The organism is Pandoraea pulmonicola, assembly GCF_000815105.2.
In the GTDB taxonomy this organism is placed as follows: domain Bacteria; phylum Pseudomonadota; class Gammaproteobacteria; order Burkholderiales; family Burkholderiaceae; genus Pandoraea; species Pandoraea pulmonicola.
Genome location: NZ_CP010310.2, coordinates 2415077 through 2431430, shown reverse-complemented (window position 1 = coordinate 2431430; position 16354 = coordinate 2415077). Strand labels below are relative to the sequence as shown.

The 16354-nt window shown below is 65.9% G+C and carries 16 protein-coding genes; 13 read left to right on the top strand and 3 right to left on the bottom strand.

All coding sequences use genetic code 11. The features are described 5' to 3' along the window. Positions 1-45 precede the first annotated feature (45 nt). On the bottom strand, positions 46-408 hold the full coding sequence (locus tag RO07_RS10715) for a hypothetical protein (RefSeq protein WP_147284511.1): 363 nt from the start codon (positions 406-408) through the stop codon (positions 46-48). A 453-nt stretch (positions 409-861) separates the two neighbouring features. Between RO07_RS10715 and RO07_RS10710 the strand changes: the two genes are divergently transcribed. From RO07_RS10710 to pdxY, 5 genes are all read left to right on the top strand, one after another. Further along, positions 862-1131 carry a MoaD/ThiS family protein gene (locus RO07_RS10710; protein ID WP_039410568.1) on the top strand — a complete coding sequence of 90 codons (270 nt, stop codon included), beginning with the start codon at positions 862-864 and terminating at the stop codon, positions 1129-1131. A gap of 45 nt (positions 1132-1176) precedes the next feature. Continuing rightward, positions 1177-2280 (top strand): WD40/YVTN/BNR-like repeat-containing protein, encoded by a 1104-nt coding sequence (locus RO07_RS10705; protein ID WP_084072557.1) that lies wholly within the window; start codon positions 1177-1179, stop codon positions 2278-2280. A 306-nt stretch (positions 2281-2586) separates the two neighbouring features. After that, the gene (locus RO07_RS10700; protein WP_039410567.1) at positions 2587-4233 is read left to right on the top strand and encodes a methyl-accepting chemotaxis protein; all 1647 of its coding nucleotides are present in this window, start codon (positions 2587-2589) and stop codon (positions 4231-4233) included. A 254-nt stretch (positions 4234-4487) separates the two neighbouring features. Next, complete coding sequence (gene fusA / locus RO07_RS10695) at positions 4488-6584, top strand: elongation factor G (RefSeq protein WP_039410566.1); 2097 nt, start codon at positions 4488-4490, stop codon at positions 6582-6584. Between the two features lie 180 nt (positions 6585-6764). Further along, entirely contained in the window at positions 6765-7622 is an 858-nt protein-coding gene (gene pdxY, locus RO07_RS10690) for a pyridoxal kinase PdxY (RefSeq protein WP_167369449.1), read from the top strand. A 30-nt stretch (positions 7623-7652) separates the two neighbouring features. Here pdxY and fghA read toward each other — a convergent pair whose 3' ends face one another. Next, positions 7653-8507, bottom strand: coding sequence for an S-formylglutathione hydrolase (gene fghA, locus RO07_RS10685; RefSeq protein ID WP_039410562.1), 855 nt, complete (start codon positions 8505-8507; stop codon positions 7653-7655). Positions 8508-8790: 283 nt separating this feature from the next. Between fghA and RO07_RS10680 the strand changes: the two genes are divergently transcribed. The 8 genes from RO07_RS10680 to RO07_RS10645 all read left to right on the top strand — a co-directional run bounded on the left by RO07_RS10680 (position 8791) and on the right by RO07_RS10645 (position 14994). Beyond that, complete coding sequence (locus RO07_RS10680; RefSeq protein WP_052267194.1) at positions 8791-9666, top strand: winged helix-turn-helix domain-containing protein; 876 nt, start codon at positions 8791-8793, stop codon at positions 9664-9666. Positions 9667-9750: 84 nt separating this feature from the next. Next, on the top strand, positions 9751-11331 hold the full coding sequence (locus tag RO07_RS10675) for a glycoside hydrolase family 18 protein (RefSeq protein WP_084072556.1): 1581 nt from the start codon (positions 9751-9753) through the stop codon (positions 11329-11331). Then, entirely contained in the window at positions 11328-11537 is a 210-nt protein-coding gene (locus RO07_RS10670; protein WP_039410560.1) for a hypothetical protein, read from the top strand. The genes RO07_RS10675 and RO07_RS10670 overlap by 4 nt, the downstream gene beginning before the upstream one ends. Before the next feature lie 444 nt (positions 11538-11981). Continuing rightward, positions 11982-12188: a hypothetical protein gene (locus RO07_RS10665; protein ID WP_039410559.1), complete on the top strand. Its 207-nt coding sequence runs from the start codon at positions 11982-11984 to the stop codon at positions 12186-12188. Between the two features lie 103 nt (positions 12189-12291). Further along, entirely contained in the window at positions 12292-12480 is a 189-nt protein-coding gene (locus RO07_RS10660; RefSeq protein ID WP_039410557.1) for a hypothetical protein, read from the top strand. Positions 12481-12886: 406 nt separating this feature from the next. Further along, entirely contained in the window at positions 12887-13180 is a 294-nt protein-coding gene (locus RO07_RS10655) for a hypothetical protein (RefSeq protein WP_039410555.1), read from the top strand. 154 nt (positions 13181-13334) lie between these two features. Further along, complete coding sequence (locus tag RO07_RS10650) at positions 13335-14045, top strand: GntR family transcriptional regulator (protein ID WP_237171419.1); 711 nt, start codon at positions 13335-13337, stop codon at positions 14043-14045. A 1-nt stretch (position 14046) separates the two neighbouring features. After that, on the top strand, positions 14047-14994 hold the full coding sequence (locus RO07_RS10645) for an AEC family transporter (RefSeq protein WP_039410552.1): 948 nt from the start codon (positions 14047-14049) through the stop codon (positions 14992-14994). A gap of 101 nt (positions 14995-15095) precedes the next feature. Here RO07_RS10645 and RO07_RS10640 read toward each other — a convergent pair whose 3' ends face one another. Beyond that, entirely contained in the window at positions 15096-16178 is a 1083-nt protein-coding gene (locus RO07_RS10640) for a GGDEF domain-containing protein (RefSeq protein WP_039410549.1), read from the bottom strand. Positions 16179-16354 lie beyond the last annotated feature (176 nt).

Genomic DNA, 16354 nt, shown 5'->3' with positions numbered 1-16354 from the left:
ACCCCACAGCGCGGCGCGAACGCATTGTTCGCGCCGTCAGCGCCATCATCTCCCCACGATGTACAGCGGGCAGTTGGGACCGTACCCGTACATGATCAGCACGTCGCCTGTGATCGTGTCCCCCGCCGCCCTCGCGTGCGCCACGCTCTCGTAACGCTTCGCCTGCGTCGTGCAGACGACGTAATGCCGCAACCCGCCCTTCGGCGTTCCGTCGTCCCGGCCAAGAAACGCCGCCTGCCGCACACTCCACACGAAGTGCCCTTCGCATTTCGCGAATTCCGGCGGTCGCTGCACCGTCGGGTCCTCTTTCTGCGACGGATCGCCCGCCTTGTGCAGACGCATCTGCCTTTTGATTGCCGCGTCCGACCAACGTCCCATTCCAATGTCCCTGCCCTTGCCTTTTGCCATGGTTTCCTCCGAGTGATCGCCCCTGCGGCACTGCGCGCGCGGGCACTCCGATAATGGTGAACAATAACGGGGTGAATGGGATTGGGGAGTGTCCGATATGCGATGCCACACCCCACGACGACGCTTCACGGGAACCGAAACTCGCAGGTCGTCATGCAAAGGACACCAAATCACGCACTGCGCATGCAGAAGTCCGCGGTCGACGTAGATCGCTCGCTCACCTCGCACACTTCGATGCGCCGCACCATGCAATATGACGTGCGCCGCAGGACACGACGCAGCGCAAGACGGCGGACGCGCCGGGCGTTATCTCCGGCACTACATAGCGCAGCGAGCGCGCAACAGTGGTGCAATGCCCCGTGTGCGAATGGTCCTCATTGTCTACACTGAAAGTCTTACGCTCATCGGAATGCGCAGACCCGATTGCCGGTACGGCACTCGTCACGCAAGGGCATGGCTACCGTCACTTTTGCACCCGCGATCCAACGACACGTGCCTGTCGACGAACAACACGTCGACGGCGCCACGGTGCATGACGCGCTTGCCCGTTGCCTCTCGCATGCCCCGGCGTTGCGCGGCTATCTGTTCAACGATCAGGGACGTCTGCGTCCACACGTCGCCGTCTTCGTCGACGGTCGGCTGATTCGCGATCGCCGCGCGTTGAGCGACGCGCTCGGCGATGCGAGCCACGTGTACGTGGCGCAGGCGCTGTCGGGAGGATGATCGCGCACGTCCCGGAGAAGACGCGAGCGAGCCAAGGAGAAGACCGTGGAGCATGTCACCGGCGCGACCCTGCTGGTCGCCACTCGCAAGGGATTGTTCACCTGGCAGCGCGAAGGTGACGAATGGCGCATGGCGTCGAGCACCCCCGATTTCCCGGGCGAACCGGTGAGCATGGTGCTGCACGACGCGCGCGACGGCACCGACTATGCGGCGCTCAATCTCGGTCACTTCGGCGTGAAGCTATGGTGCCGCGAGCGCGAGGCCGACACCTGGACGGAGCTTGCGCCGCCCGCGTTCGATCCGCAGACGCCCGCACCACCGGACACGCCCGCTCCGTCGGTCGACCTGCTCTGGTCGCTCGAAGCCGCCGGGCCCGACGCGCCCGGCGTGCTTTGGGCCGGCACGATCCCCGGCGGACTCTTTCGCTCCGGCGACCACGGCCGCAGTTGGCAACTGGTGCGGAGTTTGTGGGAGCGTCCGGAGCGCGCCGAATGGATGGGCGGCGGCTACGACCATGCGGGGATCCACTCGATCTGCATCGATCCGCGCGACAGCCGGCAGGTGATGGTCGCGGTGTCGACCGGCGGCGTATGGCGCACGCGCGATGACGGCCGGACGTGGGCACTCGCGGCCACCGGCATGGAGGCCGACTACATGCCGCCGGAGCGCCGGCTCGATCCGAACGCGCAGGACGTTCACCGCCTCGTGCAATGCCACGATGCGCCCAACGCCTTGTGGGCGCAGCACCACAACGGTATCTTCCGCACCCTCGATTACGGCGCGTCATGGCGACGGATTCACGCGTCGCCGTCGAGCTTCGGCTTTGCCGTTGCCGTGGATCCGCACGACCCCGATGTCGCCTGGTTCGTGCCCGCACAGCGCGACGCGTGCCGCATTCCGGTCGACGCGCGCCTGGTCGTCACGCGCACGCGCGACGGCGGCGAATCGTTCACGTCGCTCTCGCAGGGACTGCCGGAGATGCCCTCCTACGATCTCATCTACCGCCATGGACTCGACATCGATGCCACGGACCGCAGGCTCGCCATGGGGTCGACGACCGGCGCATTGTGGATCAGCGAGAGCGCCGGCGAGCGCTGGCAATGCGTGTCCGCCCATCTGCCTCCCATCTACGCAGTACGTTTCGTCTGACCCTCGTGTAGGAATTCAGCGCTTCTCCGCCGTAGCCATTCGTCTCGTTCCGCTGTTGTCGGAAACCTTCAGATATCGTATTCCAAGTCGTATACGAAGATAGACGGACAGGCTTCATCGAATTCTCCCGTCACGCGTCGCCGGGCATGTCACACGTGCCGAACTCGGCGCGTGAGCCAATGTCGCGTCACGCCTCATCTCTCGTATCGACGCGCTCAGCGGCAGCCGGCGACCACTCCGCAATGCCGGCGACGTCACGTCACAGGTGCCGTCCCGGCTTCCAACTACTCAATGGAGTCACTGCTTATGCGAATCGCCGACCTGAAAATCCGGACCCGGCTGGCCATCGGATTCGGCACATTGCTGATCCTCCTCCTCACCATGCTGATCATCACGCTGGTGCGCTTCGTCGCGATCGAGCGCGCCAACGAAATGCTCATCACGAGCGCCTGGGCCAAAGCCGACGCCGCCCACACCATCAACGCGATGGTGCGCAGCAACGGCCGACGCCTGCTCGAAGCCGTCGCCGCGACAGATGCGGCACAACGCAGCACGCTCAATCGATACATCGACGACAACCAGGCCGAAATCGGACGCGCCCAGGGCGTGCTCGACAAGTACGTGAGCTCGGAACAGGGCAAGCAATTGCTCGCCGCCGTGCGGCGTCACAACGAGTCGTTCCTGAAGGCGCGCAGCACCGTGTTCTCGCAGTTGAGTGCCGATCAGCGCGACGCCGCGCTGAGCGTCGTCGAGAAAGACGCCCTGCCCGCGCTCGACGCCATGCAATCCGAATCGATCGAGCTCGTGACGCTGCAGCAGAAGATCGTCGATGCGACCGGCGCGTCGACGAGCGCCGATATCGCGTTCGCCAAATGGCTGCTCGCGGCGATCGGCGGCGTGGCCGCCGTGGTCGGCATCGGCGCGGCGTGGTCGGTCACGCGCAGCATCACGCGTCCGCTCGCGCGCGCCGTGCAAGTTGCCGAGCGCGTCGCGCAAGGGGATCTCACGAGCCGTATCGAGGTGACGAGTCGCGACGAGACCGGCCAACTGATGGCTGCGCTCAAACATATGAATGAAAGCCTCGATCAAATCGTGCGACGCGTGCGCAGCGGCACGGCGGCGATCGCGTCGGCGTCGGGGCAATTGCTGGCGGGCAACACCGATCTGTCGGCACGCACCGAGGAGCAGGCGGCATCGCTCGAAGAGACGGCGTCTTCCATGGAAGAGCTCACGGCGACCGTGCGCCAGAACGCCGAGAACGCGCGCCAGGCGAGTCAGTTGGCGGTAAACGCGTCGGAGATTGCGGGCGACGGGGGACGCGTGGTCGAGCGTGCGGTGAGCTCGATGCAGGAAATCGCTGCGAGCTCCGCGAAGATCAACGACATCATCGGCGTGATCGACGGCATCGCCTTCCAGACGAACATCCTCGCGCTCAATGCCGCCGTGGAAGCGGCACGCGCCGGCGAACAGGGTCGCGGCTTCGCGGTCGTGGCCGGCGAAGTCCGTACGCTCGCCCAGCGCAGCGCCGCCGCGGCCAAGGAAATCAAGGCGCTCATCGAGACATCCGTGAGCAAGGTCGACGACGGGTCGTCGCAAGTGCGCGATGCGGGCCGCACGATGACCGACATCGTGCAGGCCGTGCAACGCGTGACCGACATCATGGGTGAGATTTCGGCGGCGTCGGCCGAGCAGACCGGCGGCATCGAGCAGGTCAACACCGCGGTCATGCAGATGGATCAGGTCACGCAGCAGAACGCGGCGCTCGTCGAGGAGGCCACCGCCGCAGCCGGCTCGCTCGAAGATCAGGCGCGTCATCTGCGCGAGGCCGTTGCGGTGTTCCGGCTGGCCGGCAACGACGATGCCCTGTCCTCGAACGGGGGTGATGCACAGACGGCTGCCAATGGCCAGCGTGGGGCCGTGCTGAACTTCGCTCGGCAGCGCAACGCCGCCTGAAGTTGAGTCGGGCCGGGCCAGGTGCCCGCCCCGCGCCGGCCGCATGGCTGCCTTGCGGGCCGGCGCGGGCATCGGCACGGGCCCCCGTACGTCGGCGCCCGCGCGCCGGCGGCCCGCACGATGCCGCCGCCCTCCGCCGAAAACCCCGTGGCTGCTGGCCTTCAGGCAATGTCGCGGTCAGCGCGGCATTGCAACATTGGAGTATCATGGCTGCTGCTATGCTTTTTCCCCACCGTCTGGAAAAGAGGTGTACTGTGGCCCGAAAGACCCCTATCGAGCGCTACCGAAACATTGGCATCAGTGCTCACATCGACGCTGGCAAAACGACGACGACCGAACGGATCCTGTTCTACACCGGCGTCAACCACAAGCTGGGCGAAGTTCATGAAGGCGCTGCCACCATGGACTGGATGGAGCAGGAACAAGAGCGCGGCATCACGATCACGTCGGCCGCGACCACCTGCTTCTGGCGCGGCATGGCCGGCAACTATCCCGAACATCGCATCAACATCATCGACACGCCGGGTCACGTCGACTTCACGATCGAAGTCGAGCGTTCGATGCGCGTGCTCGACGGCGCGTGCATGGTCTACGACTCGGTGGGCGGTGTGCAGCCGCAGTCGGAGACCGTCTGGCGGCAGGCCAACAAGTACAAGGTGCCGCGCATCGCGTTCGTCAACAAGATGGACCGCGTGGGCGCCGACTTCTTCCGCGTGCACAAGCAGATTCACGAACGGCTGCGCGGCAACGCCGTGCCGATCCAGATTCCCATCGGCGCCGAGGATAACTTCCAGGGCGTGGTCGACCTCGTGAAGATGAAGGGCATCGTCTGGGACGAGGAGTCCAAGGGCGTGAAGTTCGAGTACGTCGACATTCCGGCCAACCTCAAGGACACGGCGCAGGAGTGGCACGAGAAGATGATCGAGGCGGCGGCCGAGGCCGACGAAGCGCTGCTCGAGAAGTATCTCGGCGGCGACACGCTCACCGAAGAGGAGATCAAGGAAGGCCTGCGCAAGCGCACCGTGGCGGGCGAGATCGTGCCCATGCTGTGTGGTACCGCGTTCAAGAACAAGGGCGTGCAGGCCATGCTCGACGCCGTGATCGATTACCTGCCCTCGCCGGTGGACGTGCCCGCCATTGCCGGTCACGACGAGGACGACAAGGAAATCGAGCGTCATCCGTCCGACGACGAACCGTTCTCCGCCCTCGCCTTCAAGATCATGACCGACCCGTTCGTCGGTCAACTGATCTTCTTCCGCGTCTACTCCGGCGTGATCGAGTCGGGGGGCACCGTGCTCAACCCGCTCAAGGGCAAGAAGGAACGCCTCGGTCGCATTCTGCAGATGCATGCGAACACGCGTCAGGAAATCAAGGAAGTGCGCGCGGGCGACATCGCGGCGGCCGTCGGCCTGAAAGAAGCCACCACCGGCGACACGCTGTGCGATCCGGCCAACGTCATCGTCCTGGAAAAGATGGAGTTTCCGGAGCCGGTGATCTCGCAGGCGGTCGAACCGAAGACGAAGGGCGATCAGGAAAAGATGGGCCTCGCGCTCAATCGGCTGGCGCAGGAAGACCCGTCGTTCCGCGTGCAGACCGATGAAGAGTCCGGCCAGACCATCATCTCCGGCATGGGCGAGCTGCACCTGGAAATTCTCGTCGATCGCATGCGCCGCGAGTTCGGCGTGGAGGCGACCGTCGGCAAGCCGCAAGTGGCCTATCGCGAGACGGTGCGCAAGAAAGTCGAGGACGTGCAGGGCAAGTTCGTCAAGCAATCGGGCGGACGCGGTCAGTACGGCGACGTGGTGATCACGCTAGAACCGGACTCGGAAAAACCGTACGAATTCGTCGATGCGATCAAGGGCGGCGTGGTGCCGCGCGAATACATCCCGGCCGTGGACAAGGGCATTCGCGAGACGCTCAATAGCGGCGTGGTCGCGGGCTACCCGGTCGTCAACGTGAAGGTCACGCTCACGTTCGGTTCGTACCACGACGTGGACTCGAACGAAAACGCGTTCCGCATGGCCGGCTCGATGGCGTTCAAGGAAGCCATGCGCCGCGCCGAGCCGGTGCTGCTCGAGCCGATGATGGCCGTGGAAGTCGAGACGCCCGAAGAGTTCATGGGCAACGTGATGGGCGATCTCTCGGGGCGGCGCGGCATCATGCAGGGCATGGACGACATCGTCGGCGGCGGCAAGATCGTGCGCGCCGAAGTGCCGCTCTCGGAAATGTTCGGCTACTCGACGTCGCTGCGCTCGCTCACCCAGGGCCGCGCCACGTACACCATGGAATTCAAGCAGTACGCCGAAGCCCCGAGGAACGTGGCCGACGCGATCATCTCGGCCAAGAAGTAACCGACGGACCTCGGGAGCGCTACGGGCGTCGGAGGCGGTGGCGCGATCCAGATCGCCCCCCGGCTCCGGCACCGAGCGTTCCCGCCGGACCGTCACGCGACGCCCGCGCACGGCGCGACCTCGTCTTCGGACAGGGACGCGCCGCTCGCGGGCGTCGACCTTTGCCCCCCTCTCGTCATGATGAAGAACATCCTCAGCATCCAGTCGCATGTGGTATTCGGCCATGCGGGCAACAGCGCCGCCGAATTCCCGATGCGCCGTCTCGGCGTCAACGTCTGGCCGATCAACACCGTACAGTTCTCGAACCATACGCAATACGGCAAGTGGACCGGGCAGGCGTTGCCCAGCGACGAAATCCTGCGTCTCGTGGACGGCATTGCCGACATCGGCGAGCTCGGTCATTGCGACGCCGTGCTCTCAGGCTATCTCGGCGCGCCCGAGCAGGCGGGCTTCGTGCTCGCGGCCGTGCAGCGCGTCAAGCAGGCCAACCCCGCCGCCCTCTATCTTTGCGATCCGGTGATGGGACATCCCGAGAAAGGATGCCAGGTGAAGCCGGGCATCGAGCAATACCTCGTCGACCACATGCCCGAGGTCGCCGACATCATGGCGCCGAATCACCTCGAACTCGAGAAGCTCGCGCAGCATCCGATCCATACGTTCGACGACGCCCTCGTCGCCTGCCGCGCCCTGCTCGCGCGCGGTCCCAAGGTGGTGCTCGTCAAGCATCTGGAGTTTTCGGGCAAGCCGGCGGATCGCTTCGACATGCTCGTGGTGACGAACGACGAGGCGTGGCACGGCTCGCGTCCGCTCTACCCGTTCGCACGCCAGCCCGTGGGCGTGGGCGACCTGACGTCAGGCGTATTTCTCGCGCGGCTGCTCAAGGGCGATACGATCCGCGCCGCGTTCGAACACACGCTCGCAGCCGTCGACGCCGTATTGCGCATCACGCACCTGGCAGGTCGATACGAGCTGGAAATCGTGCGCGCACAGGATGAGATCGTCACGCCGTCGCGCCGCTACGACGCGCGTGCGGTCTGACGTCGTCCCGCAGCGCAAAGGTCGGGCGGGTCAGTACGCGCGCAGATGTTCGGCGTGATGCGACAGATGGTCCGCCATGAACGTCTGGATGAAGTAGTAGCCGTGGTCGTAACCGTCATGACGGCGCAGGTTGAGCGGTTGCCCCGCTTCCCGGCAGGCGTGCTCGAAGATGTGCGGGTGCAGTTGCGCCTCGAGGAACGCGTCGTTCAACCCCTGATCGATCAGGATGCCGCCCGGAAACACGACCTGCCCCGCCCGCGCGATCAGCTCGCTCGCATCGTACTGGCGCCACGTCTCGCGATCGGCGCCGAGATATCCCGTGAACGCCTTCTCGCCCCACGGGCACTGCATCGGCGCCGCGATCGGCGCGAACGCCGACACCGATCGGAATTTGTCAGGATTGCGCAGGGCCAGCGTCAGCGCGCCATGACCGCCCATCGAGTGGCCAAAGATGCCGATGCGTTGCGCGTCGATCGGTAGCGTCTGCGTCACGAGCGCGTAGAGTTCGTCGACGATGTAGCTGTACATGCGGTAATGCGTCGACCACGGTGCCTGCGTGGCATCGAGGTAGAAGCCCGCCCCCACACCGAAATCCCATGCGTCGCTCTCGCCGGGCACACCGGCCCCTCGCGGGCTGGTGTCCGGCGTGATCAGCGCCACGCCATGTTCGGCGGCCAGCCACTGCGCGCCGCCCTTGATCATGAACGTCTCTTCCGTACACGTGAGCCCGGCGAGATAGAACAGCGCGGGCACCGCACGTCCGTCGCGCGCCTGCGGGGGAAGGAACACCGAGAAGCGCATCGGCAGGCCGATGGCCGTCGAATCGTGACGATAGAAACGTTGCGCACCGCCGAAACAGCGGTGTTCGGAAATGAGTTCGAGCATGACGAAATCCGGGAGGGTTCGAGAGGTCAGGCGTCAGTGCCTTGCCGCAACCTACGTTGGCGGCAGATGGCGGTATATGGCGCCTATCTTACCTCGCACGACGGCGCGTGACATCGCCTAGGCACTCGATGCACACAACGCACTGACGCATGCCATCCGGACGTCCACGGCGCCCGGCGAAGGCGCCACGGCACGCAGGCACCTTTGGCGCGCTTGTCGCCTTGTGACAGGCCAACACGCGTGGCTACGGTGGGCGTCCCGCATTCGCTACAAGGAGCGCGTCATGCCGATGTCACCGTTCGATCTCGACGAAGTCACCAATCTCGTGCAACGCGACGGCGTCGCCGCACGGCTGTCGGAACAGGAAAAGCGTCTGCTGATGCTGCTCTGGGCGCGCGCCGGCACCGCACTCGACAAGCGCGCGCTGATGGAGGCGCTCTGGGGACGCCGCGCGCAATGGATGGAGGACGCCGCGCTCGTGCAACTCGTTTCGCGCCTGCGCCGCTCGCTTGCGCCGCTTGGCTTGCAGCGCGCCATCGTGACCGTCGCGCGCGTCGGCTACCGCTTCGACGCACCGACGGACGATGAACGACCGCCGGCGTCATCGACACCTTTGCCAGACTCGTCACCTTCGGCGCCCTCCGCAGGACGCTCCCCGTGGGCCGCACCGTCGGGCGACGGCTTGCGCAAAGGCTCGCACGACGACTTGAGCGACGGCAGCGCCATCGCAACCGCTTCGCACGACCACGCGTTGCAGCATCGCGTGGCGCGCGACGGTCACGGCGAGGTGCGCCGTCACGGCATTACCGTGCATATCCCGCAGATCGAGTATCGATTGTGGTGTGCGCTGCACTCGCCGCCGGGTGTGGTGCATGACAAACGTACGCTTATCGCCCTGCTGTGGCCCGATCGCCCCGACCAGGACGATACGAACCTCATGCAGGTCGTGTCGCGCCTGCGCCGCAAGCTGATCCCGCTCGGCCTGCACCGCCACATCGTCACGGCGCCTCGCCGCGGCTACCGCTTCGCACCCTGTGACGACGCGCCCGCCGCTGCCACGCGCATGCCATCCACCGTCGTCTGGCTGCGCGCTCGCCGGTTCGCACCGATGGCGTGGCTGACGTCCCTGACACGTCGTTTGCGCTGGTGGGCGCGTTGAAGGGCCGCGACGCTGATCGTGCCGAAGCCGCATCCGTCCCGATGCCGCAACGGCGACGATCCACTCACTTTCAGGAGTCATGCCATGTCCGACACCACGATGTCCGGCCGCCCGAACGCGGCTACCCTCACCGACACCACCGCGCAGAGCGAGCTCGTTTATTCCGTCGATCCCCAAGACGGCGCCACCCAGACGACATACGCGCAAAACGGCTTCGATCCCGCCACTAGCACGACGCAACTCTCGTACACATCCGCCCGCATGGCGCGCCGTGTCTATAACCGCTACGCAAAGAACGCCTTCGAGGTCTCCGGCTATTACACCGACTGGTCGCAATACGACGGACGGCTCGACGGTGACTTCAACAACGACGACGCAGGACGCGGCGTCGATCTCATGTTGCTCGACCCGTTCGCGTACGACCGGCTGATCGTCGGCTTTGCGGGCATCGTCGGCGATCAGGGCGAGAAGGCGCAGACGATCGCGCGCGCCGCCGCCGATTTTTCCCGCCATGCCGATCAGGCGACCTTCGTCGACAGTTGGGGGGATGTGCTCTCGTATCGCAACTGCGGCTTTTCCGGCTGGGTCAGCAACGACGTGCTGCCGATGTTCCAGCAGTCGCGTGCGCAAGGCGTGCTCGGCGGGCTGCGGCTGCTGCACGCGAAGAATCCGGCGCTCAAGCTCGCGCTCTCCATTGGCGGATGGACGATGAGTCAAGCGTTCCACGACATGGCGGCAAGCGCCTCGCGGCGCAGGACATTCTGTGCGAGCGTCGTCGACCTGTTCAAGCGCTTCCCCATGTTCCGCGAAGTCAACCTCGACTGGGAATACCCGGGTTCGCCCGGCGACACCGGGAACGTCTACGACGACTCGGACGGTCCGAACTACGCGGCGCTCGTGGGCAATCTGAAGAAGGCGCTCGCTGCGGCTGGCCGCAAGGACGTCGAGATCTCGATTGCGGCGCCGGCAAGTGTCGCCGCCATGGAGAAAGCGAACTTGCCGGGACTGCTTGCGGCAGGCGTTTCGCGCATCAATCTGATGACCTACGACTTCTTCGGCACACCGTGGGCGCCGGCGCTCGGCCATCACACCAATCTGCACGACACTGATCCGACCGCGGCGGGCGGCTTCTCCATCGATCGTGCAGTCAACTGGCTGCGCCAGGCTGGCGTGCCGCTCGCCAAGGTGCATATCGGATATGCGGCGTACTCGCGCAACGCCTGCCAGGCGCAGATCGCGCGGGTGTCGCCGCTCGCCGGCACGTACGCCCCGGGGGACGGCATCACGGCCGGCACCTTCGAGTCGGGCTGCACGGAGTACTACGACGTCCTGTGCAACTACCTCGACCTGGAAGGCGGTGCGACGCGCAACGGCTTCGTTCTGTACACTGACCCGATCGCGGACGCCGACTTCCTGTACCAGCCGTCGAGCGGCCTGTTCATGTCGCTGGACACACCGCGCACCGTGCGCGCGAAGGGGGAGTACGTCCGTCGCAACGGCCTGGGCGGCCTGTTCACCTGGACGATCGACCAGGACAACGGGATGCTCGCCAACGCGGCGCACGAAGGACTGGGACAACGCGCGAGCGTCTCCAACATCGATATGTCGGGCTTCTATTTCAGCGGCAGCACCACGCTCGACACGGCGCCGGGGGATGCATCATGAGCTTTCTCCTCTCGCGCCTGCTCGAGCCGTCGACGTGGGCGGGCATCACCGGACTGGCCGTCGCGCTCGGCACGGCGCCGGACATGATGCACGAGATCGCGCAGATCGGTGCGGCACTGGCCTCGCTGGCGGCCATCGCGCTGCCGGAGAACGCCCGGCGGCGCGTCACCAACGCCAGCGCCGACGACGCCTCCCCTCAGCCCTGACTCAGCCTTGATCCGGCCCTGCCCCAGGGACAGGCCGCCTTTCCGATGCTTCGGGCAGGCGGCCCGCGGCCCACCGATCTCGTGACCGCCTGATGCGAAGGCGTATCAGCGCCGCCCCGCCGGCCAAAATGCAAAAAAATTGTCACGATTTCTAAACTTTTCGCGCAGCGCGTCGCTATACGTTACAGGACGGGTTGCGGCCATCGCATCGTGTGCTTTTTACCCCAGCGTTGTCACAATCGCTGGCTATGATGCGTCGCGCATGAGGGCCTGCGCGAACCTCCGCCCGGCCAGACAGTCCCGCAACACGTAGTGCAGTCCCAACGGCAGTGCAATACACAAGCATCGCGCCATCGCCGACACGGTCGACGTTTCGAGACCGGCCAGGACGATGACGACGCATAACATCGATCAGATACCAGAGATTCACCCGGGGGCCTTTTTATGAAGCTGATTCTGCTGGCGCTTGCCGCCTCGCTGTTTACGCTCGTCATGATGGTGCAGGCGCGCAGCGAAGCCACCGGCACCGCCGCCACGTCGGTCCATGCGCAGCCTGCAGGCATCAGCGCGAACAGTCGCACACCAACGCGCAAGGACATGGCCATGTGGAATGCCCGGCGCAAGATGCACGCCGTGCGGCAGGAGGACTGACGCACGGTTGGTCGTGCCGCAACATGCTGCAGAGCACCAAATTTGGGCATCCTTCGCCGCCGTCCTATAGTGGAAGGGCAATTCAGGCGAGGAGACAAGAAAGATGCCCACATTCCACTTCAATCTTTACGACCTGACGTTGTTCCTGCCGATGGCGGTGGCCGGTGCGCTACTGGTCGGCGGTATCCCGGTCACCACCCGCGCCACGCGCTACAGCCTGCGTGCCGTCGGGGCGATGGTCGGAGCGCTCGTCGCGCTGCTTGTCGTGGAGGCGTTGCCCGTGCTCGTATAGCCGGCACGCGCTCCAGAGCACGTCGAACAACGGAATGGCCGCCGGCGCGCGTTGCGCGCCATGGGTGGCTTTTCCGAAAAATTCCTGCGAAATACCTGCGGACCGACACGATCGATCGTTTCGGTCGCCGACGATTGTCTGAACCATCCCGAAAAACGCTGGCAGATGACGCCATCGCTGCGCACGACGGTCATGCCACTGTCATCGCCTGGGCCTAAGCTGATTTACGGCAACTCCGGTTGCGCTGTCACCCTCTCTGTTGCGCCGCCGACCCGCTCGGCGGCTTTTTTATGCACGTGCGGGCCGCGCGCGGACCGTCATCGTTTTGTCCCGACATGCGCTTGTGCATCGCCTACAATCACCGGAAGTGCAACGCCATGTAAATGCCGTCAGAGGAGGCTCCCGCATGTCCGACGCGTTCTCCCGCGCCTTCGCCGTCGTCATCAATCAGTACCGCTCACCGCGCCAGTACACCGTGTCGGTCGAGCGCGCGAGCGAGATGATCGCCAAGAATATCGGCCTGTTCTCCGACGGCTTCGCCGGCGAGGGTCATCTGCTCGTCGGCCTGTTCGAGCGCGAGGCCGACGCCTGGGCGCTCGCGCGCCGCCTGCAACGCACTCGCACGACCGTGCAGGCCCTGCTCCAAATGCCAGCACGCGCCGCCTCGGTTTCGCCACCAGAGCTCGACCCGAGCGAGTAATCCCGCCCCCGCTATTTCATTGCCTTCCAGGAAAAACCTCCCTGGCATCCACCCGTCGGCGTAGAATTCGGAATTCCAGATATCACGAAAACCGGCGCCCCGCCGGCTAACCATGTCGAGCGCCGCGTCCCCCGACCTTTCCACCGCGTCGCCGGTGGCTTCCGAGCCTTTGGCGCCCCTCGCGCCGCTGGCGAGCACGCCGGTCCTGATCGATCAGGTCTACTCGCGTTTGCGAGACGCCATTGCCGATCTCACCCTGCCCCCAGGTGAACGCATTCGGCAGGCCGAGCTGGCCGATTCGCTGGGCGTCTCGCGCCAGCCGGTGAGTCATGCGCTGCAACTGCTCAAGCGCGACGGTCTGGTCTGCGACAGCGGCCGCCAGGGTCTGGAGGTAGCGCCCATCGACACCGATCATCTGCGCTCGCTCTACCAGGTTCGCACGGCGCTCGACGGGCTGGCCGCACGGCTGGCCGCCACACGCATGGCGAACGGCACGCTCGGCGAGGCCGAACTCGCTCGCTTGCGTGAGGCCGTCGCTGCTGGCATGGCCATGACACGAGGCACGCCGATCGCCAACCAGGTCCGCGTGGAAGTCGCGTTCCACACCGCGCTGCACGACGCCTCGGGCAATCCGTTGATCGCCCAGACGCTCGCGCCGCAATGGCCGCACATCATGCGTGCCATGGCCGCCACGCTCGACGCCATGCCGATGCAGGAGGTCGTCTGGCATGAGCACGGCGAGATCGTCGCGCGCATCGCGGCAGGCGACGCACCAGGCGCCGAGACCGCCGCACGCGAACACACCGAGGCCGACGGTGGCAACGCGCGCCGCGAATGGCTCGTTCGTCTGGCGGAGACACGCTGACATGCAAGCCGTCGTCTCCGCCGCCCTTCCCGTCTTCGGGCTCATCTTCCTGGGCTTTCTGTGCGCAAAGCGCGCTTGGCTCGGCGACACTGCCCTGGACGCCCTCAACCGTTTCGTCGTCTACCTCGCCCTGCCCGCCGTGCTGTTTCAGTCGATGGCGCGGATCACGTGGGCCGAACTCGTGAACCCGGGCTTTCTCGGCGCGTTCGGCGGCGGCATGGCGGCGACCTTCGCACTCTCGTTCCTGCTCGACCGCACCGTGCGCGGACGGCTGACGGACGCCAGCATCGAGGGCATGGGCGCCGCCTATCCGAATGCCGGCTTCATGGGGCTGCCGCTGTGTCTCGTGGCATTCGGTCCGGCCAGTGTCCCGGCGGTCGTGGTCGCCATGCTGCTCACCGCGACAGTGCTCTTCGCCATTTCCATTGCGATCATCGAAACGGATCTGCAGGCCACGCCGAGCTGGCGTCGCACGGCCGGTTTCGTCGCGCGCGCGTTGATCCGCAATCCGCTCGTGGTGTCGCCGTTCGTCGGCATGGCGGTGGCGGCCGTCGGCATTACGCTGCCGGACTCGGTCGCCCACTTCACGACGCTACTCGGCGGCGCGGCCAGTCCCTGCGCCCTCGTGGCGATCGGCATGTTTCTGGCGCAAAGCAGCGGCGCGGCCCGGCAGCCGCGCATCGCGCGCGCCGTCGGGCGGCTCGTGGGTCTGAAGCTCCTTTTCCAGCCCGCGATTACGGCCTTCCTCGCGTTTCGAGTGTTCGATCTCCCGGCCGTATGGGCGCACAGCGCACTGCTGCTCGCCGCGCTGCCTATCGGCACGGGGCCTTTCATGCTTGCGCAACTGTACGGACGCGAGGCGGCCGTGGCTTCGCGTGCCATCCTGGTCTCGACAGTGCTCTCAGTCGTGACGGTGTCGTTGCTGATCGGATGGTTCAGCACCCGATAGCGATGCGCCGGGGTGATGCTGAAGATGGGGAAAGTGTCGATAAGGCGACGACACATGTCGCGCCATGCCCCCCCCGGGAACGGGCGACGTGAACGACGCGCTCAATGCAAGCTCGCCGCCGATGCGACGACAACCCGGTCGCGGCCCGCACGTTTGGCCGCGTAAAGGGCCGCGTCGGCAGCGCCGAGCAGGCGCACGGGGAGTGTCTCGGGATCGGCGGTGTCGCGCGGGTCGACACTCGCCAGACCGATGGAAATCGTGAGCGGCACGAGCGTGCCATCGTCGCCCGGCACTTCGAGACGCTTCACCGCCCGACGCACGCGCTCGGCCACCGTCCCCGCCCAGTTCTGCTCCGTCTGCACGAGTAGCGCGGCGAACTCTTCGCCGCCGTAACGGGCGAGCGTGTCGGTCACGCGCAGTTGCGCCCGCATGCAGACACTCGCCGCGCGCAACGCGCGGTCGCCCGTCGCGTGGCCGTGGCTGTCGTTGACGCGCTTGAAGTGGTCGATGTCGATGAGCAGGCACGCCAGCGGCGCCCCGTAGCGCGCACCGCGCACCACCTCCTCACGCAATCGCTGGTCGAAATAGCGGCGGTTCGACAGGCCGGTGAGCGGGTCCGTCAGCCCGATGCGCTTCAGGCGTTCTCGATTCCACATGTTCTCCAGGCACACCGCCACGACCGCTCCGAAGCGCTCGAGAAAGTCGGTCGCCATATCGGGAGCGAAGCGGCCTGCGTCGCGACTGCCCAGGGCGATCACGCCGATGCATCGACCGTTGCGGGTGAGCGGCATGACCACCGCGCTGGCCGGCGGACGAGGCCCGAACAAGGCCGCGTGGCGCTCGCGGGGCGCGCCGATCCACAGTTGCCCATCGCCGCAGACGGCGAGGAACGTGCCGGGATCCTGGGCAATGCAAAGACCGGCTTCGAGTGCGCGAATGCCTTCGGCGGTGTCGATGAGGTCCCGTAGCGTGTCGTCGACTTCGGCCAGCATCAGCCGTACCCCCAGAAGATCGAAGTCGTGACGCAAGCGATTGAGCACCACTTCCAGGAACTGGCCAAAATCCGGCGCCCCCATCAGCGCCAGCTCGATGTCCTGAAAACGTTTCAGCGAACGCTCGTTGCGCTGGACCGTCGCCAGCAGCGATTGCAGAGAGTCGAGCGTCGGTGCCTGGTTGGTTGCCACGGAAGGTCTCGGAAGACGCGCGGCACTTCGCGGCCGCATCGCGTGCTTGCCCGGCATCGTGCCTTTACGCCCGGCAATGCGCCGGATCGCATGCACCGGGCCGGAAGACACGCGATGCGTGCGCTCCCGCCCGAGATGAAGCCATGAGGCCGTTAACGGCACCGGCTCACCGAATT

Bases quoted from the DNA above. Each gene is read 5' to 3' on its own strand.
- RO07_RS10665 (WP_039410559.1), top strand. From the start codon at position 11,982: ATGAAGCTGATTCTGCTGGCGCTTGCCGCCTCGCTGTTTACGCTCGTC.
- RO07_RS10680 (WP_052267194.1), top strand. From the start codon at position 8,791: ATGCCGATGTCACCGTTCGATCTCGACGAAGTCACCAATCTCGTGCAA.
- RO07_RS10675 (WP_084072556.1), top strand. From the start codon at position 9,751: ATGTCCGACACCACGATGTCCGGCCGCCCGAACGCGGCTACCCTCACC.
- RO07_RS10670 (WP_039410560.1), top strand. From the start codon at position 11,328: ATGAGCTTTCTCCTCTCGCGCCTGCTCGAGCCGTCGACGTGGGCGGGC.
- RO07_RS10655 (WP_039410555.1), top strand. From the start codon at position 12,887: ATGTCCGACGCGTTCTCCCGCGCCTTCGCCGTCGTCATCAATCAGTAC.
- RO07_RS10660 (WP_039410557.1), top strand. From the start codon at position 12,292: ATGCCCACATTCCACTTCAATCTTTACGACCTGACGTTGTTCCTGCCG.
- fghA (WP_039410562.1), bottom strand. From the start codon at position 8,507: ATGCTCGAACTCATTTCCGAACACCGCTGTTTCGGCGGTGCGCAACGT.
- RO07_RS10710 (WP_039410568.1), top strand. From the start codon at position 862: ATGGCTACCGTCACTTTTGCACCCGCGATCCAACGACACGTGCCTGTC.
- RO07_RS10645 (WP_039410552.1), top strand. From the start codon at position 14,047: ATGCAAGCCGTCGTCTCCGCCGCCCTTCCCGTCTTCGGGCTCATCTTC.
- pdxY (WP_167369449.1), top strand. From the start codon at position 6,765: ATGAAGAACATCCTCAGCATCCAGTCGCATGTGGTATTCGGCCATGCG.
- RO07_RS10700 (WP_039410567.1), top strand. From the start codon at position 2,587: ATGCGAATCGCCGACCTGAAAATCCGGACCCGGCTGGCCATCGGATTC.
- RO07_RS10715 (WP_147284511.1), bottom strand. From the start codon at position 408: ATGGCAAAAGGCAAGGGCAGGGACATTGGAATGGGACGTTGGTCGGAC.